Origin of the sequence: Chryseobacterium sp. FP211-J200 (assembly GCF_001643375.1) — a bacterium.
Taxonomy (GTDB): Bacteria; Bacteroidota; Bacteroidia; order Flavobacteriales; family Weeksellaceae; genus Epilithonimonas; species Epilithonimonas ginsengisoli.
Genome location: NZ_LSHB01000004.1, coordinates 21,561 through 48,117, shown reverse-complemented (window position 1 = coordinate 48,117; position 26,557 = coordinate 21,561). Strand labels below are relative to the sequence as shown.

The following is a 26,557-nucleotide window of genomic DNA, read 5'->3' as shown; positions in this document are numbered from 1 at the left end:
TCATGGAATCTCATACAAACTATAATAGTATCTAATGGCAATTAAATTTCATAAATTTCCAAATATGAGGAAACCATTTTTTTAATTGTTAAACGATTAAAAAATATTTCCGAAGATTTGTTTGAAAAAGAGCTATAAACCGCTTCATCTTCTAGAATAAAACGAATCTTTTCTGCAAAAAGGTTATCGTTGTTATCAATTACGTATCCATTTTGATTATTTAAAACAATTTCCGAAATACCTCCAACGTTAGAGGAAACAACAGGCTTCCCGTAGCTCAAGGCATCTATTATCACAATCGGGACGCCTTCATAATTTGTTGGTAGAACAAATAAATCAGCTAGTTGAATAAACCTTTTTGCATTTGGCATTCCTTCTAACACAATCACATTGGGCGGAAGATTTGGATATTGTTCTTGCGCACCAATCCAAACAAATTCATACTCAGGGAGTAATTTGGCAATATCTAAATAGCTTTCAAATCTTTTTTGAGGTGAAATACGAGCAATACAAATTATTGTCTTCTTATCAGATTTAACTCCGGGTAAAGATAATTGTGGCTCTTTATGAGGGGTTTCAACACCATTGTAAACAACATGTAGATTTTTATTTACACCTTCATTGATAGCATTTTTCCTATCATAATCACTTGCTACAACAATTGCTTTACAACAATTTTTCAGTAGTTTTTCAAGAGGTAGAAATTTTCTGTATGCCAGACGAATGGAGTCAAAACCATGAATGGAATAAACTATTTTTGCTTTTGGAAAAGCAAGTCTTCCTAAAACACCAATCTTTGAAGAATGAAGGTGTATTACATCTGGTTTTATTGATGAGTAAAGCCGTCTTAGTTTAAAGAATGCACGAATATCTTTCAGCACTGAAATAGGTCTTACAATATCCTCTATTTTCATCTTAGCAACTCTATCGTCCAGGGCATCCCACATTGGCCCATCCTCACCCGCAACAACTGTAATTTTATGATCGCTACACATCGAATTAGCGAGGTTTATAACGACAGATTGGGCTCCACCTAAATCGGAACGGGTAATGACATGTAATATTTTCATCAAATTATTTTCTGATTTTGACTTTTATTATTCGTATGAGATATTTAATTACGGAAATCTGACTAAAAATATAATAATACAGGATAGAAATTTTTTTCTGATTTTTTAGATATTTATAATTTGACAACTCACCTTTTTCCATCTTCCATAATTGAGCAGATAATCCCGATGCTCCATAATTATATTTATTTGTGATGCTCATACATATGACTTTATTAATATAAATACATGGATAGTCTGCACAAATCATCAGCCACAATCTATAATCTTCTGCGTACTTCTGACTCTCATTGAAAAACACCTCTTTTTTATCAATAACTTCCAAATCAATTAAAACACTACAAGTCATAAAGTTATTCCTTAGTAATAATTGATTCAAAGCAATTTCTGTAAATTCACCTTTCTTTGATTCGTAGATAGATTTGTTGAAACCACCACTTATCAAGGCATTTTTTTTATTTTCACAATATGATACCTGCAACTGTAATTTATCAGAAGTCCATTCATCATCGGAATCCAAAAAAGCAATAAATCGGCCGGTAGCTTTTCCAATGCCAAAATTTCTTGCTTTAGATGGACCTGCATTTTTTTGATAGTAATAGAATATTTTTCTTTCTGAATCGGGAAGAAGTGACTTTAAATAATCTTTAATCACCAATGCACTACTATCAGTAGAACCATCATCTATCAGAAACATTTCCCAATCATGATATTTTTGTTCAATCACAGACTTCATAGCTCCAACGATCGTTGCCTCTGCATTGTAAACAGGTATAATAACTGATACTTTTTTATTTTCCATCGTAATCAAAAAAACATTATTGGTCTTTATAAATTGTCGATAGATTTTTTGAAATATTACTCTTCATAATCGTATTTTTTAACAATCTAACTTTAATAGGCTTATTAAGTTTTACTTGGTTAATGAGTGAAATTTTATTATTAATCAAACTTATACCGTTAGCTTCAACATCTATTATGGAGTTGGCAAAGTAACTATAATTGCCATCTAATATTATGGTATTGTTACTTATAACAGTTCCATCCCTACTATTTGAATCTGCTATAATTGAAAGTAATGTTCTTGTTTCCGGCTGGTCTGCGGGCCGAGCTCCCCATATTTTTCGCAACCCAGGTATCATTTTAAGATTTCTATTTGATATAGTGTTATTGTTTACAACTACTGGATAATTTTTACCATCAATTTGCGGTTGTCCTATTAATATTCCTAAATCTGATCCACTAACATTATTTTCTGAAATATTAAGATTACCATAGTCCGACTCTATATGAATGCCTCTATCATAACCTGAGACATAATTATTCTGCACATTAATATTCTTACACTCATACTCAAGCACAATACCAGCTCTACCCAATTGACCTGTCTTGTTAAAATTATTTACAACAATACAATTTGTTACAGAACCGTTAAAAACATACCATACATAAATCCCATCGCCATGATTATCATCAACAGGGTTGAATCCCCAACAATCATTAATAATAGCCTTATCTATATATGCTGCATTTGCGGAAATATGAATACCAAACCCGTACACATCTTTTATAGATACATCATCGATATGCACAATATCTTTGTCGAAAACCTTTATTCCACATTTCCAACTAAGTTTTTTGTTAATAAAGGGATGGTTTTGAGAGAATCTTGGGTTTTTGGACTCAAAACTTAAATTAGAAATTTTCAAATCCCCTTTTCTGCCTGCAATTGATTTTATGCTTAGAACGGTAGTAGCTGTCTTAGTGAACAAAACCGGTTTCTTTGCTGAGGATACTCCACGAATAGTAAAAGTTGCATTTGATTCAACAAATAGTGTTTGACTCAATAGATATCTACCCGATGGAAACTCAATAATACTTTCCGGTTCTTTCAATGCTTCATTAATGCAACGAATTATAGATGAATAATCGTCTTTTTTTCCATTGCCAGTAGCTCCAAAATCTCTTACATTAAAAACTTTTCCAGTATTTGCTGCCTGCAAAAAATTTGCAAGGATAGTACATATAATAATAAATACAATTTTTTTCATAAATGGTCGCTTTTTTTAAAAATTTTATGAAATTTACGTAATGTTCCTTGTTCACTATAGTAATCTAGGAAGTATTTTCTTGCATCAAAATTATACATTAATTTATTATTCTCAATCTGATTGATTTTATTTATAAACTCGTCTTCCGTATTACATTCTAAAAGAACATTATTATTTGGAAAGTACCCTTCGAAAGCTTCTTTGGTACCTATGACAGTCTTTCCATACATTACAGCTTCTGCTATTTTGGTTTTCATACCACCTCCAACAAATATGGGTGCTATAACAAAAGAACTACCATAATAATAATCGGCCAAATTATCGACATATCCATGAACTATAGTTCTGTCTGAAGAAAATTCACTCTTAAAATTTTCCATTCCATTACCTACGATAATTAGTTTACCATGTACATTCGGCATTATTTTTTTAATAAACCATCTAATACCTTCTATGTTTGCAAAAAAAGAAGTCCCCACAAAAAGATAAGTATGGCCATCTGGAAAATCCTTAATGACTTTCATAGAGTCAAAATTATCTTTGTACGATACAGGGATGATCTCGTTGGCCTTTACTTTATAAAGCTTTTCCAAGAGATTGGAATCTCTTAGATTTAATGAGATTCTAACATCTGAAAATCTACTAGCTAAGGTTTCATTGAATAGCGCATTATAATAAAAAAAATAATGTTTAATCCCATGGGTTTTAATAAGTTCTTTAGCATAATACGTTTCTATGTTATGATAAAAAACTACAATTTGAATATTAGGAAATTTATCTTTTATTTTTTTTGCCACTCTTCCCATCAGGCTATTACTTAAAAAAACATATTGAAATCCTCCTAAACTTAAAATTTGTAAAATTTTTTCTTCTATCAGAGAATTGACCCCCCCAACATAACGTCTGAATTTATCTAATATAGAATTCTGAGTCAGTGGCATAATGATTAAGTCATCAGAGAATATACTGCGCAAACAACCAATATTCATTTTATTAACAGCATCTGCACCGCAATTAACGTCTAATATATCATTCCCGATATACAATATTTTATTTGCCATTCTTAATTAATAATTTTATTTAACTTTTCAGCATACACTACAATATCAAATTTTGATTTATAATATTGATGTAAAAAATATTGTTTATCATTATTTTGGTCAACAATCTCTCTAATCTGTTTAAGTATTGGCCTACAATAATCTATTATATAAACACCAGGTGCATTATTTTTTTTCAATTCTGCTACTGCCCCTACCTTATTACCTAATACTGGTATACCAGAAGATAAAGCCTCGAGACTTACCATTTCAAACCCCTCATACAAAGATGGAAAAAAAAGTATATTGCCTTTATTGTAAAATAAGCTCATGTCATCAGAACTTAGACCGATATTTATCTGTGTTCGATTAAATTTTCTGAATAAATCAGTATTACAATTATTATTACAAGCAATTAAGAATTTGATTTTTGGGTCTTGTTCAGCTTCTGCCGCAAGATTTAAAAGTTGGGACAATCCCTTACCTTCATCTAATCTTCCACAATATAGAACTGTAATCTGAGATGTTGGAAGATTACTAATGTTGGGGAAAAAATTATCACTATCCACACCATTATTTACTATTGAATAATCTAATTGCTTTTTAGTATAAAATTTCTCAATTTCATCTATTGCATTTTGAGAGACGCTGAGAATTTTTTTTGCGTTCTTAATTGCAATTTTTTCTAGAAAAAATAACATTCTCAAAGCAAATGTTTTTTTTTGTCCCACACTTTCTACGTATCCACGCATTGTTCCGTGAACATATAGATAATCTGTTTTCAAGAATGGCGCATTAAAACCCTGAGTGATTGATATATCGTCACGTTTCTTATAAAATCTGATGTAAAACGATGCTAATAATGTAAAAACCGTAATAGGAACTTTTTTAAAGATAATTCCAAACAATTTACCTAAAAAACTTTCTTCAATTAATTGTTTATCGACAAGAATAATATTAAAATCTCTTTTTTGCAGTATTTTATTTAGATAATAGCTCACTTTTTCAACACCTCCAGCATTAGAAAGACCATTGTATGATACTAAATAACAATTTCTTTTTTCAATCATAACTTAGATATTATATTTTTTGAAGCTCCAAGGAAGAGATTGTACAAAAATTTGATTTCCATAATCATCTGTGGGGTTTTAATAGCCAGTTTTTTTTGAACAGAACTCCAATTTTTATTCATAAAACGATGATTGTTGACAACTGTATAATAATACCATTTTATTTTACCAGAAGAATGAGAGCCTCCCTTTGCTTTTTTTCTAGGCAAGTTAATTTGAACAGCTCTAGAATCATACATGATCTTACTTCCTTCCAAGAAAGATCTTAGAAAGAAATCAGTCTCCTCCCTATAACTGTTACCTATATAAGATGGATCAAATTTGATTCTTTTTGCGACATCTGTCTTTACTAATGCAGAAGCATGAACGATAGGAACCGATATTGGTTGTACGACAGAATATTGAAAATTAGTTTCTAAAGTATTAAGGTCTGCAATAAGCTTTCCAGTAGGCAAAAGTATGTTGTGTATTGCAACATTTTTTTCTAAATCAATTTCGTCGTCATTCATATAAAGCGCTTTTGCTCCACATATATCAGCATCATATTCTTGACAAGTCTGCAAAAGAAATTTTAAACTGTTAGGATAAAGTACACTATCATCATCTCCGAAATAGATCCACGGCGTCTCAACAGTTTCTATAGCTACATTTTTGGCATATGCTTGTCTACTATTTTTATCCAATCTGATATAGTCTAAAATCGGTATTTCTACTTGCAATTTTTTAATGACTTCCTTTGTATTATCTATAGAACAATCATCAACTAAAACTACTCTAGAGACTGCACCTTGCAAATAGGAGGGAATTATTTCTGGTAATAAATGAGCTCTGTTGTAAGATGGAATTATAACTGTTATCATTATCTAATTATTGTAATATCAAATTTAGAACTAAAAACATCATGAAGAGAAGTAAATAAAAGATTTTCTTCAAAAATTAAATAGCTGAAATCTCCTTCGACCATAGTTTTAATGTTATAATATGAAAAAAGACAGAATACAGAGAATAAAATAATTCTATTTTCTTTATGTAAATTCAATATAGGACTTCTAGATATGCAAGCACACATTAGAACAACTGTACCTAACATAGAAATAAAATAATAATGCCTCATAGTTATCGTCGTATTTGTAATAAATAATAGAGAATATACAACGCTAAATAATAAAATAATATAAATTTCTTTGTAGTTTTTCCGCAATCTAAAAGTTACAAAGAGCATGAGAAGCTGTATAACAAAATTGATAGCAATCAGGGTTTTATCGACACCTAAAATTTCATTACCAGAAAGATAGCCTTTTACAATTCTTTGAGATAGTGGGAGATAATTAATCACTATAATAAAAGATATAACAAAGAATGGTGTACTTATAAGTAATAATGTATCGTATTTCTTCATTGCATTGAATCCAAAAAACAATAATATATAAATCAATAAGCTCCAATGCGTTAACAATGCTAAAACAAAAAATGTTATATAATGTTTTCCTACAGTTTTTCTTGAAACACCGTAAATAAATAATGACATTGCTAAAAACTGTCGTAAAACATTTGTCAAATTCGGAAAACTTATGATAATAAAAAATGAAAGTATCCAAACAAAGACCTGAAGTCTGTTATAGCTTATCTCACCTTCAATATTATCTTTTTGATAATATTGACAAAAATTATCTATGGACGAGAACAACAATCCCATAGTACAAGTTGTAAGGACAAGACTCAGAAATCGAGGGTCATAAGGGAAAATCTGTGCAACGATAAATGATACAAAATAGAAAAAAATATCTCCAAGACTTAGAGCAATTACGATAAATTCATTGAATGAAAAATCTGAAAGATAATAGTAGTAGACCGAATAATATGAAATGATATCATAATTACCAATGCTGGTATTAGTATATTGTGTAAATGATATACATCCAAATATGAAGCAAACAAAGTAAAATGCTAGTTTTGCTATTTTCTTTGAAACAGCGATACAAAACACAAAAATAACAAGCCCTAAAGCTATAGAAATATAAAAACTAACCAAGAAAGCTAATAATATAAATATGTACTGGAAAATATTTTCCTTTTTGTAGGATAACAATTTATTCATAGCTTACCTTTTCACGAAAATTAATTTAAACCTACTATAGATCTTTTTGAAATCCTTGCTTGTCAACGAAAAAACAAAGAAGCTAACCCCAAAATAAATAATCAATGCTATTAAACTGTTGATAATCCAAAACAAAAAATTATTGTTAGCATGAAAAACTATGATGTTGAATAATCTTAATGAAACAAAAAAAGAAATAATTATACATAAAAAATAGATTATTACTTTTTTGATGTAAACACCAAAATTAATTTTAAAACCTTTTGTAAAAAGAAAAAACGGCTTCCAGCACATCATTAAAAGAAATTGGCTAGATACAACACCAAACAAAATCCCACTTAATCCCCAATATTTTCCTAAAAAAAGGGATAGAGTTATACTTAATATCACTTCAAATATCTGTGCAAATACATCATTAAACAAACCATATGCATAAATAAATCCATCCGTTACTCGTGTGATAAGTATGAACAAATAAATAATTAGTAAGTATAATTCTGTAACACTTAACAAATATTTTTCACCTACCCACAAACTTACAAATGCTTGTGTTTGTAAGAACAATACAAAACAAATAATAGATATCATCCAATATTTTAAAACTGCAAACTCTCCAAAAAAATCGATTATCTTTGATTTATTACCTTCTGCCACCATATTTCCAATACCGGCTTGAGCCCCAGAAAACATAGCGTTTATAAATAAGACAATCCCATTGACAATCAACATATAATTGCCATAAATAGCAACCATAGTTAGACTCAAGTAGCTGAATATTATAAGAGGAGTAACTTGATTTAAAATGAATTGTGATATCTGATGTACAAATAATTGCTTAGTTTTTTTCAGAATTTCAGGATATTTTTCATTAAAAAATTTTCCTTTTTTTAATTCTAATTTTAGCCACGGATAATGATCTTTTAGGACTTTGCGCAGAAAATATGCTGACACAATTGTGAAAACAAATTCAAGAATCAACCAGTAAATATATCCATCCTCCAAGTAAATAATTGCTATTACTTGACAAAAAATTTTCAATATTCTAAAACCCTGATTTACAATATTAATTTTATATTCTTTTTGATCCGCAACAAATAAAATCTGAGTATAATTAAACAGATAACTTAAAATTATACCTGTTACCGATACCAAAAATGTAGAATAGATAAAAACTAAAGGAATATCCGTTTTCCGAAATATAAAAGGTATGAAACATAGAATTACACCCGTGATAATGCATACAAATAACGTTACCTTCCTGTAAATCCAACCTTGTATAGAAATAATTTCTTTAATAGTATTTTGATCGTTATTATGCAAAGGTTTATACAAAACGTAGGAAATTGCAGATGCAATCCCCAATTCAGCTATATTCAGAAAGCTAAGCATATTAGCTATAGTGGTATTGAGGCCTAAAATTTCTGCCCCCAGATAATCAATAAATACTTTTCTTGAAAAAAATTGTATTGCAAAGTAGATGGCATAAAATAACAAAGCTACTTTTGCATTTTTTATGCTTTTCTGAGTTCTAGATTTCCCCATTTCAAAAAAGAAAAATTAATTCTTACCAAAAAGTTTTTTAAGAAAACTAGTATTAGATGTACCAGCGTAACCATAACCATACTTGTTACCATATCCAAAATTAGTCCTGTGAACATCATTCAAAACAAATCCTACATTTTTAATTTTATTAGACGAGATATTTTTGTTAGCAAAATCGATGAAGTCTTTCTCTGTCATTTCAGATCTTGTTACATAGAGAGTTGCATCAGCAAATTCTGAAATCAGGAAAGAGTCTGTCACCAACATCAGAGGTGCTGTGTCTAATATGATATAGTCATACATATCTTTTACAGACTCTATTAGTTTAGAGTATTGACCATTTTGTAATAAATCGGTTGGGTTTGGTGGAATAACACCCGAGTAAATAAAATCACAATTTGGATGAAACCCACTTGGATGAATAATTTCTCCCGAATCAACAATTTCACCGTAAAGATATTCAGAAAGCCCCTTAGCATTTTTCATTACAGGATTATATCTCTGAAGCTGAGGATTTCGGATATCAGAACCTATGACCAAAATCTTCTTAATTGGTGTTGCAAGTGCTAATGCAGTATTCACAGAAACAAATGTTTTACCTTCACCTTTTATGGTAGAAGTTACAAAAATTACTTTTGCCTCGTCTGTCTTTGGCAACATAAAATTAAGATTCGTTACCAAAATTCTAAATGATTCAGCCAGTGGAGAGACATCATTATTTATGATCAATTCGCCATCTTTTTTATAAAGTCTTGGAATTTCTGATAGAATAGCTGTTGATGTTAGTTTCTCTAGATCATGTTTACTAATTAATTTGTTGTTTAATAATCCTCTGCTATAAATGACACCAAATGGAATTAAAAAACCAATTATCCAGGCTCCCAAAATAGATATCATTTTTTTAGGTGCAACTTGTTTTTTCAAAACATACGCACTATCCACAACCCTGGCTTTATTATCCGTAATAGCCATAGATATTGCAGCCTCTTCTCTTTTTTGAAGTAATAATAAATATAAGTTTTCTTTGATTTGTTGCTGTCGCTCTATATTTCTAAATAGTTTTTCTTGTCTTGGCACTTTCTGAATTTCCACATCACTATATCTGTTTTCAGTATCAACTTGATTTTTTGATGCATTCAGATTTATTATATATCTCTGAATGCTTTCTCTCATGGCACTTTTTAAACCAGCAAGATCTTTTGTAACTTCTTTTACCAAAGGATTCTCCGAAGTCGCATTTTCCAAAAGCCTGTTCCTATCCATCACCAATTTATTATAGGCGGTAATATTGGACGTTGCAGAAGGATTATCTAGCCCTATATTGGTAGGAAGAACCTGATAATTATTTGTTTGATTATCAATATAACCTAAAAGCATCTTACTTATTTCGATTTGAGTTTCAAGCTCAATACTTTTCCTTCTAGTCTCATTAGCTAACTGCAGATTAATCCTGGCTTCTGTTCCAATGTCAACAATATCGTTATCAACTTTAAAGCGTTCCTTATCACTTTCTACTTCACCCAACTCCCTAGATATCAACAAAATTCTTTCGTCAATAAAGTCTTTCGTCTTCTTAGATTCTGCATTCTTATCATTTATAGCATATCCATTGTATTTATCGACAAGGAAATTTAGCATATCCTTAGCCTTATCTTTATTAGGATGATTCATCGATAAACTAATAACTGTAGCATCTTTGTCGGTGAGATCCACCTGTATGGATTCTTGATTATCATCAACCACTTTTGAGAACTCAGAGTATGTAAAATAAAAGTCTTTTAATTCTAAATTTTTAACTTTTTTTGCAATAAATTTGGGGTTTCTTTGAATGATAAAATTAGCATAAGGCAGACTTATAATTTTGTTAAATGAAGTTATTATGTCCTTTTTAAACTCCTCAGAAGAAATTGTTATCTTCTCGCCATTTATCCTTACACTTAGAGGTTTCTTTGGCAACTCCTCGTATGGTTTTTCATTAACAACATGAACTATAAAAGGATTTGTATCTTTATAAAGTTCAACATCATGAAATTTCTCTTTAGAATATATCGATACTTGTAGTTTTAAATCTTTACAAACATCTTCAATTATTTTTTTAGATTTGAATATTTCTAACTCATTCTCAATACTGTTAGTTCCCATTCCAGCAAAACCTCCTAGACCTGCTAAAACTCCAAAATCACCGGATGCACTAGACATTTTTTTTGCATCTTTAATCAATACAGATGACTGTATTTTATAAACTGGCACAGTAAGTTTGATATAAGATATTGCCAGAATTGTGGTAATAATTACCGATATAAAAAACCAATACCATTTTTTTGTGTACGGTTTGATGATTTCTCTTAAATTGATTTCTTCTTCTCTTTTCGTTACTTCCATTTAAGTAAATTATTTATTATTATAGCCATAGCCATATTTATTTCCATATCCAAAATTCTGCTTCGTGATATCATTTAGGACAAACGCAACATTATTCAATTTTCCAGTCTCCACAGCCTCATTAGCAAATTCTATCAATGCTCTATCTGTAAAATTGGAACGAGTAACATACAATTTGAGATCAGCATACTGTGCAATTGTTAAAGTATCTGTTACTAATAATAATGGCGCTGTATCAATAATAATATAGTCGTATTTTACCTTTAATTCTTGCAGTAAAATTTCCAATCGGCCATTTTTCAACAACTCGGTCGGATTTGGAGGTATTGTTCCAGAATAGATGATATCACACTTTTCGTTGACTGGATTTTTAAAGGTAATCTCGTCAATACGAGTGTTATCATCATATAAAAACTCAGTTAAGCCTTTTCCTGGATTTCTATTTTGATTATATCTTTGTAACTGCGGATTTCTAATATCTGCACCGATCAATACGACTCTATCAGAATTAGAAAGTGACAGTGCTAGATTCATAGAAACAAAGGTTTTTCCTTCGCCCTTGATAGAAGAAGTTACAAAAATTACTTTGCAATTTTTTTCTTTTGGCAACATAAAACCAATATTGGTCGTCAAAATTCTAAACGCTTCTGCTAATTGTGAAAAATCATTTGTCTTAATTGTATGAGAAATACTCTTTCCTACAGCGGGAATCTCTGCTAAAATTGGAATTTTTGTTAAAACTTTCAAATCATTTTTGGATACAATTTTTGTACTTATCAAATACTTAAGATATATGATTACAAATGGAATGAGGGCTCCTAGCCCCATACAGAATAAGAAAATAATCATTTTTTTTGGAGCAACTGGTTTCTCAGAAACATATGCTGGCTCAACTATACGTGCCTTGGGTGCAACCACAGCTAACGAGATTGCCGTTTCTTCGCGCTTCTGGAGCAACAAAAGATACAAACTCTCCTTGATCTGTTGCTGTCTTTCAAGACTCCTAAACAACTTTTCCTGTAAAGGTATTTTAGTTATCTGATTTCCGATTTTATTCTGTTCAGACTGATATTCATTAAGAGAAAACTGAAGTGCTGTCCTGTTCTTTTGCAAAGATTCAGACACAGATCGTTTCATAGAAATGATTTGCTGGCTAATATCCTGAACCAATGGGTTTTGAGGAGTAGCATTTTCCAGCAATCTGTTCCTATCCAAAATCATTTTGTTATAGGTAGCAATACTTGTATTAGACTCTGCATTGTTTAGTCCTATATTGACAGGTAGCAATTGATTATCATTCTGTCTATGGAGATACGAAATCAGATCATTTGTGAGTTCTAACTGAGCATCTAGTTCCAGTTGAATTTTTTTTGCATCTGCAGAACTTTCAAGATTTATCTTGGCCTCTGTCATAAGGTCAGTGATCTTATTATTTGTTTTGAATCGCTCTTTTTCTGATTCTACATCTCCTAATTCTCTCGATATCTTTGTAACCCTTTCATCTATAAACTCCTTTGTTTTTTGGGATTCTGAGTTCTTATCTAGAATAGCTTCTTTATTATAAGCATCTATCAGTGCTTTTATGATAACCTTCGCCTTATCCGTCTGTGGATAGTTGATAGAAAGATTGATAACAGTAGCATCCTTATCTGCCAAATCTATGAGCATCATTTTCTGAATATCAGAGGATGCTGCTTCTAAAGTAGAAAAGTGAACCTCCAATTCATCTCCAATATTTCCAGCCTTTTCCTTATCAAACGAATTATTTTTTGTGATAATAATATTAGCAAATGGTAAACTTATAGATCTACCATATTGAATATCATGAGTGTAATCCAATTTCCTGGATTTTAGAATCAATTTATTTTTTTCAAAATTGACAACGAATGGTTCTCTTGGAAATTTTTTATTTTTTTTCTCACTAATTATGTGAATAACGATTGGAGACGTATCACCAAAAAGTTCATTTTTTGTAATTCCTGTATTGGAATAAATAGTCGTCTGAAGATGATGAATGGAAACTATATCCCGAGCAAGTTTTTTTGTCTTAAAAACCTCCAATTCATTTTCTATGCTATTGGTACTCATACCCCCAAATCCCGACAAACCCTCCAAAACACCCATATCACCAACCCCAGCTCCTAAAGATTTCTTTGCATCTTTTATAAGAACCGCACCTCTGACATTGTAAACTGGTACAGAAGTTTTCACATATAGAAAGCCTAGAATCAAAGCAATCGTAATGCTAAAGAGAAACCAATACCATTTATTGAGGTAGGGTTTAACTAGCAAATTAATATCTATATCAGAAGGGTTAATATTCGTTTTTTCCATCAAGAAGAACTGAAAATGAATTATCTAAATAGCAAAGCTAAAAGTCCTACAATAACAGATGCAACGGAGATGTAGACACCAGTCTGTGGCCCGAATGAAGATGAACCCTTTCTCGCTCTATTTGGAGAAACATAAATAACATCATTCTGTTTCACATAATAATATGGAGAGTTGAATAACTCTGCATTGGTAAGGTCCATATATTCTTTTGTCGTATTGCCATCGACATTGCGTACAATCAAGACATTTTGCCTCTCTCCGTATATCGTAAGATCTCCCGCCATACCCAATATGCTTAGAATACTCATACTTTGTCCATCAGGAATCAAAAAAGTACCCGTTTTGGTTACCTCGCCAAGAACCGTTACTTTGAAATTGGTATTTCGTACATTGACTCCTGGTTCTTTTACATATTGTTTCAATCTCTCTTTTAATAAATCACGAAACTGCTCAATGGTCTTCCCACTAGTACTTAATTCTCCTAAAATAGGATATTGAATATTGCCTTTGGAATCAACTAAATATGAAGGTCCAGAGACAGAAGTTTGTCCCTGCATTGGCAAATTGCTACTTGAAAGCGAATATTGCGAAATTTCTCCGGAAGAATAATTCTGATTGAAGGGTTTCACCACGTCATTATCTTTAGCCGTAACAGAAATCATCAATTGATCTCCTGGCTGTATTGTAAAAGTAGATGTTTGAAGAGACGTATTGATTGCTGTTTGTTCAATATTCTTCATGTAATCGATATTATCCTTCACTTTACATGAAAAGATTACACAAAACAATGAAGCCATAAAAATTATGGATAAAACTCTTTTCATAAATGTTTTCTTAAATTTGAGGTCTGCAAATATAGGGATTCTTATTTATCTAACGATTCATAAATAGAATTATTGCTTTTAAATTCTTTTACGATAGATTTTAGTATCCTCACGATTTCCTGCTTCTCTTCTTTTTTTGAAAAATCAATAACAAGCTCCGTCAATTCATCAATTTCCTGAAAATCCATAGACGGATCTTTGGAGATCATGATCTTCTCATGAGAAGTTGGCAATGTGCGCGCATTGTCACTTAGCAACTCTTCATACAATTTTTCTCCTGGTCTGAGTCCAGTGTAGATAATCTTTATATCGATGTCTGGTTCGAATCCGGATAGTTTTATCATTCTTTTTGCAAGATCCAAAATCTTGACTGCCTCGCCCATATCGAAGACATAGATCTCACCTCCATGTCCCATGGTACCAGCATTCAAAACCAATTCACAGGCTTCTGCAATGGTCATGAAGTATCTAACGATATCCGGATGAGTGATGGTGACTGGTCCTCCTTTTTCTATTTGCTTCCTGAAATGTGGAATTACAGAACCATTAGATCCTAGAACGTTCCCAAATCGTGTCGTAATAAATTTTGTAGTATTACCCTCGATATTCTGTAGGGATTGAACAAACAGCTCGGCAACCCTCTTGGAAGCACCCATCACATTGGTGGGATTCACTGCTTTGTCCGTGGAGACCATCACAAAACGATTGACTTTGTATTTGTATGAGAGCGATGCCAGATTCTTAGTCCCCATCACATTTACAAGAACAGCCTCATGCGGATTATCTTCAACAATAGGAACATGTTTGTACGCTGCGGCGTGATAGACCATAGAGAAATTATATTTCTTGAATAGTGGTTCAAGCCTGCTTTTATTTGAAATATCTGCCAAAACAAATTTGAAATTGATGTGAGGATAAGTTTCCTTCATTTCCAATTCTGTATCATAAAGCGGCGTTTCTGACTGGTCCAAGATAACGATCTGCAAAGGCTCCAAAAGAGCGACCTGCCTTACGATCTCACGACCAATAGATCCAGCACCACCTGTAACTAACACGGTTTTTTGGAAATGTCTTTTCTTCACCTCCATATTGTCCAGTTTGATCTGTCTCCTATTCAAGAGATCCTCTATCTGGATGGTATTGATATGATTGATGATCTCATTGCTCCGGAGCTTCTGCATGTTCGGAGCTTTGTATATTTTAAGGTTATTCTCCAAAAATACATTGACCCAAAAATCAAGTTCTTCCTTCTGCAAGGCTTCTTTGATGACCAACACACCGCTTACCTCCTTCTTTCCATCTCTGAGGTTATTGATAAAATTGGTCTTTGTGATGATCTGCCTATCCAGAAGTTTGATACTTACTCTTTTATCATGATAGGATATAAAACCCTGGATATCAAATGGCAAATTTGGATTGGAGAGCACAACCTGCGCAATAGCAACAGAAGTGTCATCATCTCCTAAAATGTATATCTTCTTTCTTGTAGAACTTCTTTTGTTCTCTTTGATAATATTAAAAAAACCTTTGACACAAAGCCTGAAAACGAATAAGAACAAACATGAAATAGCAAAGTACAATCCCAGGAACGGAATGAGGACCACCTTTTCGTGAACACTTAAGTAGTAAGTATAATTAATAATGATAACCGTCAAAACACCACATAAGTTGGCAAGGAAAATCTTGAAGAGATCGACAAATGTAGAATGTCTAATTACACCCAGATAAGTTTTGAAGATGTACATATACAAAACATTCACAGCCACAATAAACAAAAATACGTAGGCGAGTGGAAAAACTTTGTAGTGCTGAACCTCCAGACCCATGATGAGTAAATGGGAAGCTAATAATGACGTGAATATTATTAAAATGTCAATAAACAAGATGACCCATCTTGGCAGGAACTTAAGATCCGAAAGATCCAATACATTATCATTAAGTGAAAATCTCTTAGGATTTTTAACCTTCTCCATTTCTTTTGGTGGCAATTTTAAAATTGGAAGTTAACTATTACATCTTTTATCCTTTTTTTATCATCATTTGTAAGGTTGGAACCAGAAGGCAAGCAAAGACCCTGGTTGAATAATTCTTCAGCAACGTTCTCCCCATAATATGGGCAATCTTTGAAAACTGGCTGAAGGTGCATAGGCTTCCATAAGGGACGCGTTTCTATATTTCTATCCAAAAATGCAGACATCAATTCTTCGGTGGTTCTGGACGTTAAATCTTTATGTAAGGTAATACTTGTCAACCAATGGTTAGAGTAGAAATCTGAGTTGACCTCACTAAAAACCTCTACAGCATCTATATCTGAAAATAATTCTTTGTAAAAGTCGTGGTTCGCTCTCCTCTGCGAAACCCTTTCCTCCAAGACTTCCATCTGCCCCCTTCCTATTCCGGCACAGATATTACTCAATCTATAATTATATCCCACTTCGGAATGTTGGTAATGTGGCGCTTGATCTCTGGCTTGGGTTGAGAGAAAAATAGTCTTTTCTTTTTGCGCTTTGGTATTGGTTACTAGAGCACCTCCTCCTGATGTTGTAATGATCTTGTTACCATTGAAGGAAAGTAACGCGAATTCCCCAAATGTACCACATCTACGTCCTTTGTACTTTGACCCCAAAGATTCTGCACTATCTTCTACCAATGGAATCTCATATCTATTACAGATTTCCAGGATCTCATCCATCATTGCAGGCATCCCATAAAGATGAACCACAATCACGGCTTTTGGCTTTTTGTGATTTTTGACCCTGTCTTGAATGGCAATTTCCAAAAATTCTGGGGACATATTCCAATTGGTTTTATCAGAATCTACAAAAACTGGGGTTGCGCCAAGATATTTTATGGGATTTGCAGTCGCGGAAAAAGTAAAGGATTGACAGATCACCTCATCTCCGTAGCCAATTCCCAATTGGATCAAGGCCAAATGTAAAGCGGCCGTTCCAGAGCTAAGTGCAGCTGCAAATTTATTTTCTTGAAGGTAATCTTGTATGGCAATCTCGAATTCGTCTACATTTTTGCCTAATGGAGCAACCCAATTATGTTCAAATGCTTCCTGAATATATCCCATCTCCCCACCTCCCATATGAGGTGATGACAGCCAAATTTTAGCCTCCATTATTTCGTACTTATTGTTTATTGAATATTAATTATTTTAATATTTTCTTCAATGATATTAATTAAATTTATCTTTTTTAACCTAAAAATCAATTTATTTTTTTTTGTTAAAAAATAAAATATAGTTAATTATCTTACATGATTTTGCAAAGTTACTTAATTAAGTTATAAAAATAATCCCAACCTAATATTTTTTCTGCTATCCATTTTGATTCTAGATTATCGGGGATCTGATGTATTCTTTTCCCCTCATTATCTTCTATCATAATCGTCTCCCAGCCTAAGAATTTCGGGGTGATAAAATCTTTTTTTGGATTGTCTGCGATATAGGAATAATCAAACCCTTGCTCCAAAAACGCGGCGTAATTTTTCTCATCTGGCTTCTCGGAACCAAATTCTTCAGAGATGATGATCCTGTCAAAATAGTTCTCAATATTCAAAGCTTTGATCTTATTCCTTTGCGTTAGCGACCTTCCATCTGTCAGAAGTCCCATTTTGACCTTTTGACCTTTCAAATGATCCAAAATATCTCTGACACCTTCTCTTAAAACGATATTCGGAAAATGTTCCCTATAAATCTTGAGCAACGATTCTTTTGGAAAGTCATACTCTAAGGAAAGAAACTCAAAAACATCTTTTTTATTTTCATACATCGACAACATTTTTTGATGAAGCTCGTCAGCATTTTCCTTGGATAATGTTTCAGCGATCTCTCTGTAAGCCGACCGGAGAAAATCCAATTCGTAGTAGAGTGTATCGTCCAGATCGAAAACAATATATTTCTTATTCATGATCTCTTACCAAAACTTCTGCGTCATACCTCAACATCAACAATTTATCTTCCCAATTGTCTGTATAGTCGATATTCTTGTTTTCAAAATATTCCTCTATCAACATTTTTGGATAGTTGGCGCCAGCTTCATAGGACAATGGATATCCGCCACCGAATCTCGGATTGATCTCGATCGCAATGATGTCATTATTATCCTTATTAAAAAACAATTGAAAGGTAATACAACCGATCGCACCAGGAATTGTATTGATCTTTTCCTTTAAATAATCGATGATGTGATTCTTCGCTGTGATGCCTTTATGGATCTCTCCACTTCGTACAGAAATTCTTTGTCTAGGAACAGCGCAGGAAAGTTCATTACTTTTATTAAAATAGCAATCCACAGTGTACTCCTTATAAAACTCAGGATCCACATATTCCATGAACATGAACTTCGGATGAGTGAGATGAAAATCAGTCAGTTGAGCCGCTTCCTTGACGATGAAAATATCCTTGCTCAAACTCCCATCATAAGGTTTGATAAATAGGGGAAATGTAGGATTAAATTTGTCCACCGGCTGAGGAAACCTGATGTCGTAATTTTTGAAAAAATCATTGAGTTCTCTTTTGTCCCTGCAATGTTTTATAAATTCTTGATCAGAAACTATCAAATGAATATCCTTTGCATCAAAAAGACCTTTATTTTCAGATAAAATCCTTAGTTCTGTATCGATTGTCGGGATCACCATCCCGATATTTTCTTTTTCGCAGATCTCTAATAGTTCAGAGACATAATTTTCATTGTTTGCCCTACAGATCTTGTAATAAGAATCTGAAACGTGACAAGCCGGCGATAAGTCCGGACGTAGATCCACGGTTACCACTTTTGAATCTGGATACTTTTTCCTAAGCTCTGTCTGAAAAGCCTTAACCAATGAAACTCTTTGTCCTGCAGAAGTGATTAAAATATTTGTCTTCATTAATTAATTATTCCCATTAAAACTTTCTGTTGTTGCCTGTCCAACAGTATTGATGCCTTCACTTTTGATCACTTTTTTTATCGTCAACAGAAAGATCTTGACATCCAATGCCAGGCTAATATTTTCTACATAATAGACATCATAGATGAACTTTTGCGTCCAGGTAATTGTATTTCTACCATTTACTTGCGCCCAACCGGTGATACCAGGTTTGATGAGATGTCGTTTTTTCTGCTCTTCATTATAGATTGAAAGGTAAGGTACCAGAAGTGGCCTTGGCCCGATGAAACTCATGTCGCCTTTCAGAACATTGATCAACTGCGGTAGTTCATCCAAAGAGGTTTTCCTCACAAACTTTCCCACTTTGGTCAGCCTTAATGCATCCGGAAGCAGTTCGCCCATAGCATCTCTCTGATCGGTCATTGTTTTGAATTTCACGATCTGGAACACCTTTTCATTCTTGCCAGGTCTCTGCTGAAAGAAGAACACATTTTTTTGGTTAAAGAAATACAGCAAGACAATTAATAAAATAAATATTGGAAAAAGAATAATGATCAAAGCCAAGGCTAACAAAAAATCAAAAGTCGGCTTAACGATGTTTCTATACATAATGACAAAATAAATCCGAAATTAATCAATTTCGGATTTGTAAATTTTAAATATTAATTTTTTTATTTTTCTGATAATAAAAGATAAGAGCCAAACCACTTAGTAGCAATACTGGAATATATCCATTGATTGGTACTGGCTCTCCCGGATTACCCGGACCTTCTTCCTGATCACCTGGTCCTGGAACGCCCATTGCAGATTCAGAAGCTTCTCCATCTGGAGCCAAAACTGGCGTGGCCTCAGCCTGCTGTGCAGCATTTAAATTGGGAGAATTTTGCTGTTCGGCAGGTACTTGATTCTGGTCAAAGACATTCTCTTTGAACTGGGCAAAAGACATAACACTGAATGTTATATATAATAAAATGAAATACTTTCTCATTGACAGTTTAAAAATAAACATAATTTTCAAGTTGTAAAGATATAAAAATTTAATAAAACCTCTATATCCTAATGTTAAATCTAATTAATGCAACACTTTTTATGGACATTACTTAATGACCTTCTTGGTTGTTACATCTCCGGAATTTTCAGCCTTTATGATATAAACACCACTAACAAGAGCCGCAACATCTAGCCTAATACTATTCGCCGTTGTTTTTTTACTTACAACCATTCTTCCTACCGCATCATAGACCTCTACATTACCCAAAGACTTGGAAGACTTGATCACATAATCCGTTCCATCTTTGTAAACAATGAAATCTGATTTTGTTGCTGCATCCGTTCCTAAAACCAGGTCATCTTTATAAACGATTTCGAAACGGGTTGCATCTGTACCTTTCACAGCGGTAAAAGTATAGTCACCATTACTCAAGTTGATTGTTTTATTCAGCAGTTTGTCTTTGAGATAGATGTTTTGAGTTTGATTGAAGATGCCTTCTCCAGTCTGTAATTTGATTGTATAATTTCCATTTATAGAATACACGTTCCCTACCGGAATTTTATCCTCTACCGAAAAATCATCTGCCTTACCTTGGATTGCCAATTTCTTAGCTCCCAAGGTGGAATAGAATGAATCCGAACCAACTGAAAACAACTCTCCATCAAAATCTTTTTCATAATTGTTCGTAGCTCCAGCTATATAACCAATCAGTATTGTATTGACCAAATTATTAGGCGAAGTCATCGTAAGCCAGAATCTATTTTTCGCGGCGCCCTTTTGATAAAAAGTTCCATTATCCGACACCCTAATGCTATTATCAAAATCGATAGTACCAGCCAGTTTCGCCTGAATAATAAAAGCCTGACCAACTTTTATCTTACCATTTGGTGCTACAGAATAGAATGTATCCTCCGTGTCATAAGTTGCTGGGGAACCACCTGTTCCATTGTAAATCACATAATTATTCCCTGTATAGCCGGAGCCCATCTGCTGTGGGGTAAATGTATTATTGGTCCAGAAGAAAGCCGAGCAATACATTTTAGCCTCATTGCCATTGAGCCCATATAATAGGTCAAAATCAATATTGGAAGGATATGGATTCCCAATGAGATTATACCCCTTATCTGTGCCAGTTGACTTTTGCAGATTTTGAGAAGTGAAGCTACCGTTGAAAGGTACACCTGTAAAAGCATAAGTCTTAGCGTAGCCATCCCCATAATTTTGAGAAGGACTGGATCCTGGAATCACGCCAGACTCTGCACGCACCGCATAACCTTTTGCCCTTAGAAATTTTGAATCCGCAGTGACAGTAAACTTGTCAGTTGGTTCATTATATTGTTGGAAACCGCTATTTGGGGTATTTGGTGAGAACCCACTTGCGCCTTTGATCGTTTGATCACATACCGGAGAACTCCAATAGACATAATCCATATGTGTGGATATATTATTCATATCTACCACATTTCTTTCTACTTTGACATTCCCTTCGTTTATTACATTATCAACTTGCAAAAGGTTGGCATCGCTTTCCACTATAAAACTATTAGCAGCTGTATTATTATTGATAATTCTCTTTTTGACTGTGATAGGATTATTTGGTTTCACGACCACAGTTCCAGGATTGACCACAGTAAGCTCACAAACATCTAAAGCTCCATTCAACTGTGTATCATAGTTCCCTGCAATGATAACTTTACTAGCCAAAACAGGAGTTCCATTTGACCAAACATTAGTTGACCAAGTATTGCTTGCTTCCTTGATTCGAGCTGCATTCGTCGCCGTGAAACAAGTTGCAGTATTCTCTCTTACCTGACAGTAGTATTGATAATTATTCAGACCTGTAACATCACTGATCATCAAAGTCTGAGAGGTAGTTCCAGAATAGACACCACCGTCTGAAATGGCATTCCAATTTCCCGTACTTCCCAACTCATACCACTGGAAAGTCAATCCGTTACCTCCAGCAAAACCTTCTGTTGCGGTGATAGCCAATGATGTGCTAGCAATATCGCAAGAAAGTGAGTATGTAGGTTGTGTATTTACTAAAGGTGGATTCCTAGTAACAGGAGGCTGTGCCACCTCGGTAGCAGGAAGGCATTGACCTGCTGAAAGAGCCTGATTCGTCCATTCATTAGCATCAAAAACACTATTAGGAGAAAGGTACTCATTTTTTCTTTTCAGATAATATCCGGTAATATTTGGCGCGTGTACGTCATCGATAATAGATGCCGCTTTCATCAATCTAAAACCATCATTTTCATTAAAACCAGTAGAACCGAAGCTACCGTTACTAGTTGGCGCAATACCACAATTCGAACCGCTGACACCTATTACAGCGACAGCATTCGTGGCAATTGTCCCAGAAAGGTTTGCTATTGTTGAATACGTCCCACCATAATCTCCTGCTCTCGAAATAGAATATCCGCTTAGATCTACCGTTGCTCCTGTCCTGTTGAATAATGAAATAACTCCGACTGACCCTACCTTTTCATCATAAACTTCATAAATGATAAGATTTGATGCCGGTGTCGCAGATGACCCACCAGAAGATGCTTCACAATTAGTTGTTACAGAACTTACAACATCAAAATCATGCGTAAAGCTGCAATCAGTTGGTAATTTTAGTATAAAATTAGAATCTAAAGAGCCTGCAGGAAGTGCAACTTCTATCTTGTTGGAACTAACAGAAAGTAAAGGAACTGCAATGCCATTATAAGTAATTGTAGCACCGCTTAAATCATCTATCGATGATGTGAATGTGACAATCGTATTCACAGGTCCAGAACTTGGAGAGGCACCTACGCAAAGAGAATTGGCGCATGTTCCAGTCCCTTGAATTCTAAAAACATAAGGATTCTCATCAGAATCATTGTTTGCAATGCTAACATCTGCTTGGCGAACACCTGCAACTGTAGGATGGAATTTGATTTTAAAGGATGTTGCAACGCCATTTACAACAGGCGAAACAGCTTGCTGAGTAACCACAAAATCTGAAGGATTCAATCCTACAATATTCACAATTTGAGTGCCGGCAAGGTTAAGATTGGCCAAACCTAAATTCTCAATCGTAAACTCTTTCTCTATTGAGTCAGAGCCCAGACTAGTAGACGCAAACAATGTATTATTAAGACCATAAGGTTCTTCAAAGTTATTTGGAATACTTATGCCACCTCCTTTAATATTGATTTCTGGGCCTGTAGGTTGCGTTATCGTAATTGTATAATCTTCCACTTCACCATCAAAATCTGTAGCACAAGAAGTGGGTACTGTATTATACATTGCACTGATTCTCATTCTTACATTTCCTAAGTAAGCTGTATTGGGAATAGTGATATTGATAGGTGAAAGGGTCGTTGCTCCATCTGCCTGACCAAAAGCCGTACCTAGGTCAAACTCTTCACCTGAATCGGCAAAATCACCATCATGATTCCAATCAATCCAAGCCTTGGTATTGACTAAAAAATCCCCTGCTGTATTTACACGTACTGCGAGAGGAACAACTTCCCCTCTTACAACATTAGCTTTAGGTGTCGAATAGTTTGTATAAGCTTGAGTTTTGGTTGGGGTTGCATTTTCAATCTCTTTGAATTTCACATAAGTTACGCCTGTCTGATAAGACATATTTCCATTTGAAGAACAGTAGACAATATCTGGCGTTACACAAACACTTGTCCCATCGCTCCAAGTTGTTCCTCTTCTCACGAATATTTTAAAACAATACTCTGTGCCATTAGTAAAACCTGTAATGGCCTTTGAGTTGGCTGTTCCTTTATAGACAACTTGATTCGCTGAAGAATAGATATCGTTCGCAAGATAGCTACTTCCATCACCTGATGGTATGAAGACAACAGTTCCTTGATTGGCCACTATGAGAACCTCATCAAAACAACTTGCTGCACTATTGTGTGTCCAATTAAGTGTTACCTGTCCATTGGATGGTGTTTCAACAAATGATTTCACATCATCCTGTGCAGAGACACCCAGCGCCCTACTAGCAGCAGTACCGGCAGCAAATCTTCTCAAAGAACCGCCCTCCTGATATGCCAACACCATAAAGGAGTAAGCTGTATTTTCTGTAAGACTGGAAATATCCACGGACGTCGCATTTCCTTTGTATAATAATTTGCCTAAAGTTGTAGGCGTTGCATTATTGGTTGCAACGGAATAGTTACTATTTGCATTGGCATAATCTGTTAGCGCTGTTGTGGGCGTTCCAGCAGGTGTAGTTGCCCCGGTCACTGCGAACAACATATACCCCGTTGGTACTACGCCACTAGCAGGAGCAGTCCAAGATATAGTTCCACCACCATCTGTCAAACAAGCTTTTGTGGCCGTCACATTATTTAATGTTCCAGAAAAAGCAGTTGTGAAAGTCTGAACACCTCCGTAAGTGTAAGTCGTACCGTTATAAATATATGCTTTATAACTGTATGATGTCCCGTTTGTTAATGAGGCCAATGCAGTATTAAAGGTACCAGTTGCTACACTTGCAACCATTACTTTTGTCACCCCGGCTCCAGCAATTAAAGGATCATTATTCATCGAGGTAGCAGAATAAACAAAACCTTTCTCAATACTTGCAGGGCAAGTTCCTACAGCGGTAACATTACCATTTAATGTTGCTGCAGTACCTGTAATTACCGTTGCAGACGTAGTACCAACTGCTTGCGCAACAGGTGTTAAACCTGTACCAGTAAGCAAATTTGTGATTGTAGGCTGCGAACTAGCGATTGAAATCGTAGAACTCATTATTCCAGAAGAAGCAGGCGTAAACGTTACAGTGTAAGTTGTAGAAGCACCTGGTGCAAGCGATGTTGCAGGTGCTCCTCCCACTACAAACTCGGTATTGTTAGAGGAAACATTAATACCCGTTACGGTAGCTACACTGTTATTGGTAAGCGTGTAAGTAATTGGCGTGGTCGATACACCTGCACAACTGCTTCCGTGTGCTAAAGTTCCTGTAACTCCTAATGCAGGCAATGTTGTAAACGTTTGAACAGCACCATAAGTATAGTTTTGGCCAGTTCTGACAAATGCTGTGTAGGAATATTGTGTAGAGGAAATTAATCCGTTAGGTGTACTGGTAAATGCGCCAAGATTATTATCATTAATATTAATAGTACCAGTAAGAGGACCACCAGCAGTTGGGTTGGCATTTTGTGATGTTTGTGAAATTACAAATCCTTTATAGTCTATTGAAGGGCAACTTCCAATAGAAGTTACTGTACCATTCAACACCCCAGATCTGGCCGTAATAGCCCCAACCGTATTGGTTGTTACTGCTCCTGCAGTAGCAGCTGTTCCAGTACCTGCTAAATTACTTGTTGGAGCATTACTTCCAGATGTAGTGCTTGCCACAGTAACTGTTGCCGTCTTTGCCCCGGCTGTAGTGGGTGTAAAAGTTACCGTATAAGTTGCAGTACCACCACTAGCTGGAATGCTTGTAGAAGATAATGCGCTTACAGCAAATTCAGGGTTGTTGGATACCACATTAATTCCTGAAGCAGCAGTCCCAGTATTGATTATAGTATATTGTACTGAAGTTGCTGGCGTACCTAGACATACAGCACCGTGATTAGTTGGGGTTCCGGTAATTGTAAGATTTGGAGATGTTGATGGAACTTCTTTATATAGATACACGGCAGCTTGACCAGATGCGTAACTTGAAAAAATTGAACTAACTGAATTATGTCTAATAATATTTCGACCATTAGTATTTATCGAAGTGACAGCAGTAATGATTGCAGCATTTGTATTAAAGCTTATTGAATAGGTAGCTGAAGGATTCGATTTCAAATGATTATTACCAGTACCACCTACATCTGGTCCCAAATTTATATTGTTTACTGCATCGTATAAAACCCATGCACCTGATGAACCATTTAATGTGATTTCAAAAGCTCCACTTCCAGCGGGGGCTGTTGAAGGAGTAATTGTCAGATTTCCTCCAGTCACAGTCGTAGCTGTTGTCTTAGTTCTATTATTTGTAGATTGAGAGCCTAACAAATTAACGCTACCTGAACTACCATTTGCAATTAAATACTTATTTCCTACAGTCAAATCGCCTGTTGAAGTAACAAGAGAATAAGTTTTCTGCCCCAATCCTCTCACGAATGTCAGCATAAAAAGTACAACGAACACGGTTCTATGGAAGAACGAAGAGTAAATCTTTTCTCATTTGTGTTAAATTTTTTTTTCGAAGGCAAATGTAAACTATTTATTGAATTCTTTGCAATTTGTTTAAAAATTTAACATTAACGTAATCAATTAACCAAACCAT

At 34.3% G+C, this 26,557-nt stretch carries 18 protein-coding genes; all 18 read right to left on the bottom strand.

Going from position 1 to position 26,557, the window contains the following annotated elements; all coding sequences use genetic code 11:
* Positions 1-41: 41 nt before the first annotated feature.
* Positions 42-1,070: a glycosyltransferase gene (locus tag AXA65_RS01435; protein WP_063968360.1), complete on the bottom strand. Its 1,029-nt coding sequence runs from the start codon at positions 1,068-1,070 to the stop codon at positions 42-44.
* A gap of 4 nt (positions 1,071-1,074) precedes the next feature.
* Entirely contained in the window at positions 1,075-1,872 is a 798-nt protein-coding gene (locus tag AXA65_RS01430; protein ID WP_063968359.1) for a glycosyltransferase family 2 protein, read from the bottom strand.
* 16 nt (positions 1,873-1,888) lie between these two features.
* On the bottom strand, positions 1,889-3,121 hold the full coding sequence (locus tag AXA65_RS01425; RefSeq protein WP_063968358.1) for a glycosyl hydrolase family 28-related protein: 1,233 nt from the start codon (positions 3,119-3,121) through the stop codon (positions 1,889-1,891).
* Positions 3,118-4,182, bottom strand: coding sequence for a glycosyltransferase (locus AXA65_RS01420; protein WP_063968357.1), 1,065 nt, complete (start codon positions 4,180-4,182; stop codon positions 3,118-3,120). The genes AXA65_RS01425 and AXA65_RS01420 overlap by 4 nt, the downstream gene beginning before the upstream one ends.
* Before the next feature lie 2 nt (positions 4,183-4,184).
* Positions 4,185-5,231 (bottom strand): glycosyltransferase family 4 protein, encoded by a 1,047-nt coding sequence (locus AXA65_RS01415; protein WP_063968356.1) that lies wholly within the window; start codon positions 5,229-5,231, stop codon positions 4,185-4,187.
* Complete coding sequence (locus AXA65_RS01410) at positions 5,228-6,091, bottom strand: glycosyltransferase family 2 protein (protein ID WP_063968355.1); 864 nt, start codon at positions 6,089-6,091, stop codon at positions 5,228-5,230. The genes AXA65_RS01415 and AXA65_RS01410 overlap by 4 nt, the downstream gene beginning before the upstream one ends.
* Positions 6,091-7,329 (bottom strand): EpsG family protein, encoded by a 1,239-nt coding sequence (locus tag AXA65_RS01405; RefSeq protein WP_063968354.1) that lies wholly within the window; start codon positions 7,327-7,329, stop codon positions 6,091-6,093. Before AXA65_RS01405 ends, AXA65_RS01410 begins: the two co-directional genes overlap by 1 nt.
* A 3-nt stretch (positions 7,330-7,332) precedes the next feature.
* Positions 7,333-8,871: a lipopolysaccharide biosynthesis protein gene (locus tag AXA65_RS01400; protein ID WP_063968353.1), complete on the bottom strand. Its 1,539-nt coding sequence runs from the start codon at positions 8,869-8,871 to the stop codon at positions 7,333-7,335.
* A gap of 15 nt (positions 8,872-8,886) precedes the next feature.
* Positions 8,887-11,253, bottom strand: coding sequence for a GumC family protein (locus tag AXA65_RS01395; protein WP_063968352.1), 2,367 nt, complete (start codon positions 11,251-11,253; stop codon positions 8,887-8,889).
* Between the two features lie 9 nt (positions 11,254-11,262).
* Positions 11,263-13,587, bottom strand: a complete 2,325-nt coding sequence (locus AXA65_RS01390; RefSeq protein WP_063968351.1) for a GumC family protein — start codon at positions 13,585-13,587, stop codon at positions 11,263-11,265.
* Positions 13,588-13,607: 20 nt separating this feature from the next.
* Positions 13,608-14,348, bottom strand: coding sequence for a polysaccharide biosynthesis/export family protein (locus tag AXA65_RS01385; protein ID WP_228391596.1), 741 nt, complete (start codon positions 14,346-14,348; stop codon positions 13,608-13,610).
* A gap of 104 nt (positions 14,349-14,452) precedes the next feature.
* Positions 14,453-16,384, bottom strand: coding sequence for a polysaccharide biosynthesis protein (locus tag AXA65_RS01380; protein WP_063968420.1), 1,932 nt, complete (start codon positions 16,382-16,384; stop codon positions 14,453-14,455).
* A 17-nt stretch (positions 16,385-16,401) separates the two neighbouring features.
* Positions 16,402-17,535 (bottom strand): DegT/DnrJ/EryC1/StrS family aminotransferase, encoded by a 1,134-nt coding sequence (locus AXA65_RS01375; RefSeq protein ID WP_086048030.1) that lies wholly within the window; start codon positions 17,533-17,535, stop codon positions 16,402-16,404.
* Positions 17,536-17,686: 151 nt separating this feature from the next.
* Positions 17,687-18,325 (bottom strand): HAD family hydrolase, encoded by a 639-nt coding sequence (locus AXA65_RS01370; protein WP_063968348.1) that lies wholly within the window; start codon positions 18,323-18,325, stop codon positions 17,687-17,689.
* Positions 18,318-19,286, bottom strand: a complete 969-nt coding sequence (locus tag AXA65_RS01365) for an ATP-grasp domain-containing protein (protein WP_063968347.1) — start codon at positions 19,284-19,286, stop codon at positions 18,318-18,320. The genes AXA65_RS01370 and AXA65_RS01365 overlap by 8 nt, the downstream gene beginning before the upstream one ends.
* A 3-nt stretch (positions 19,287-19,289) precedes the next feature.
* Positions 19,290-19,895 carry a sugar transferase gene (locus AXA65_RS01360; protein WP_063968346.1) on the bottom strand — a complete coding sequence of 202 codons (606 nt, stop codon included), beginning with the start codon at positions 19,893-19,895 and terminating at the stop codon, positions 19,290-19,292.
* 46 nt (positions 19,896-19,941) lie between these two features.
* Positions 19,942-20,232: a hypothetical protein gene (locus tag AXA65_RS01355; protein WP_063968345.1), complete on the bottom strand. Its 291-nt coding sequence runs from the start codon at positions 20,230-20,232 to the stop codon at positions 19,942-19,944.
* A 150-nt stretch (positions 20,233-20,382) separates the two neighbouring features.
* The gene (locus AXA65_RS01350) at positions 20,383-26,109 is read right to left on the bottom strand and encodes a choice-of-anchor D domain-containing protein (protein WP_165596551.1); all 5,727 of its coding nucleotides are present in this window, start codon (positions 26,107-26,109) and stop codon (positions 20,383-20,385) included.
* Positions 26,110-26,557: the final 448 nt, after the last annotated feature.

Excerpts from the sequence above, each read along its gene's own strand:
- AXA65_RS01425 (WP_063968358.1), bottom strand. The coding sequence starts at position 3,121 with ATGAAAAAAATTGTATTTATTATTATATGTACTATCCTTGCAAATTTT.
- AXA65_RS01365 (WP_063968347.1), bottom strand. The coding sequence starts at position 19,286 with ATGAAGACAAATATTTTAATCACTTCTGCAGGACAAAGAGTTTCATTG.
- AXA65_RS01370 (WP_063968348.1), bottom strand. The coding sequence starts at position 18,325 with ATGAATAAGAAATATATTGTTTTCGATCTGGACGATACACTCTACTAC.
- AXA65_RS01380 (WP_063968420.1), bottom strand. The coding sequence starts at position 16,384 with ATGGAGAAGGTTAAAAATCCTAAGAGATTTTCACTTAATGATAATGTA.
- AXA65_RS01420 (WP_063968357.1), bottom strand. The coding sequence starts at position 4,182 with ATGGCAAATAAAATATTGTATATCGGGAATGATATATTAGACGTTAAT.
- AXA65_RS01430 (WP_063968359.1), bottom strand. The coding sequence starts at position 1,872 with ATGGAAAATAAAAAAGTATCAGTTATTATACCTGTTTACAATGCAGAG.
- AXA65_RS01355 (WP_063968345.1), bottom strand. The coding sequence starts at position 20,232 with ATGTCTTTTGCCCAGTTCAAAGAGAATGTCTTTGACCAGAATCAAGTA.
- AXA65_RS01375 (WP_086048030.1), bottom strand. The coding sequence starts at position 17,535 with ATGGAGGCTAAAATTTGGCTGTCATCACCTCATATGGGAGGTGGGGAG.
- AXA65_RS01400 (WP_063968353.1), bottom strand. The coding sequence starts at position 8,871 with ATGGGGAAATCTAGAACTCAGAAAAGCATAAAAAATGCAAAAGTAGCT.
- AXA65_RS01360 (WP_063968346.1), bottom strand. The coding sequence starts at position 19,895 with ATGTATAGAAACATCGTTAAGCCGACTTTTGATTTTTTGTTAGCCTTG.
- AXA65_RS01410 (WP_063968355.1), bottom strand. The coding sequence starts at position 6,091 with ATGATAACAGTTATAATTCCATCTTACAACAGAGCTCATTTATTACCA.
- AXA65_RS01395 (WP_063968352.1), bottom strand. The coding sequence starts at position 11,253 with ATGGAAGTAACGAAAAGAGAAGAAGAAATCAATTTAAGAGAAATCATC.
- AXA65_RS01405 (WP_063968354.1), bottom strand. The coding sequence starts at position 7,329 with ATGAATAAATTGTTATCCTACAAAAAGGAAAATATTTTCCAGTACATA.
- AXA65_RS01390 (WP_063968351.1), bottom strand. The coding sequence starts at position 13,587 with ATGGAAAAAACGAATATTAACCCTTCTGATATAGATATTAATTTGCTA.
- AXA65_RS01415 (WP_063968356.1), bottom strand. The coding sequence starts at position 5,231 with ATGATTGAAAAAAGAAATTGTTATTTAGTATCATACAATGGTCTTTCT.
- AXA65_RS01435 (WP_063968360.1), bottom strand. The coding sequence starts at position 1,070 with ATGAAAATATTACATGTCATTACCCGTTCCGATTTAGGTGGAGCCCAA.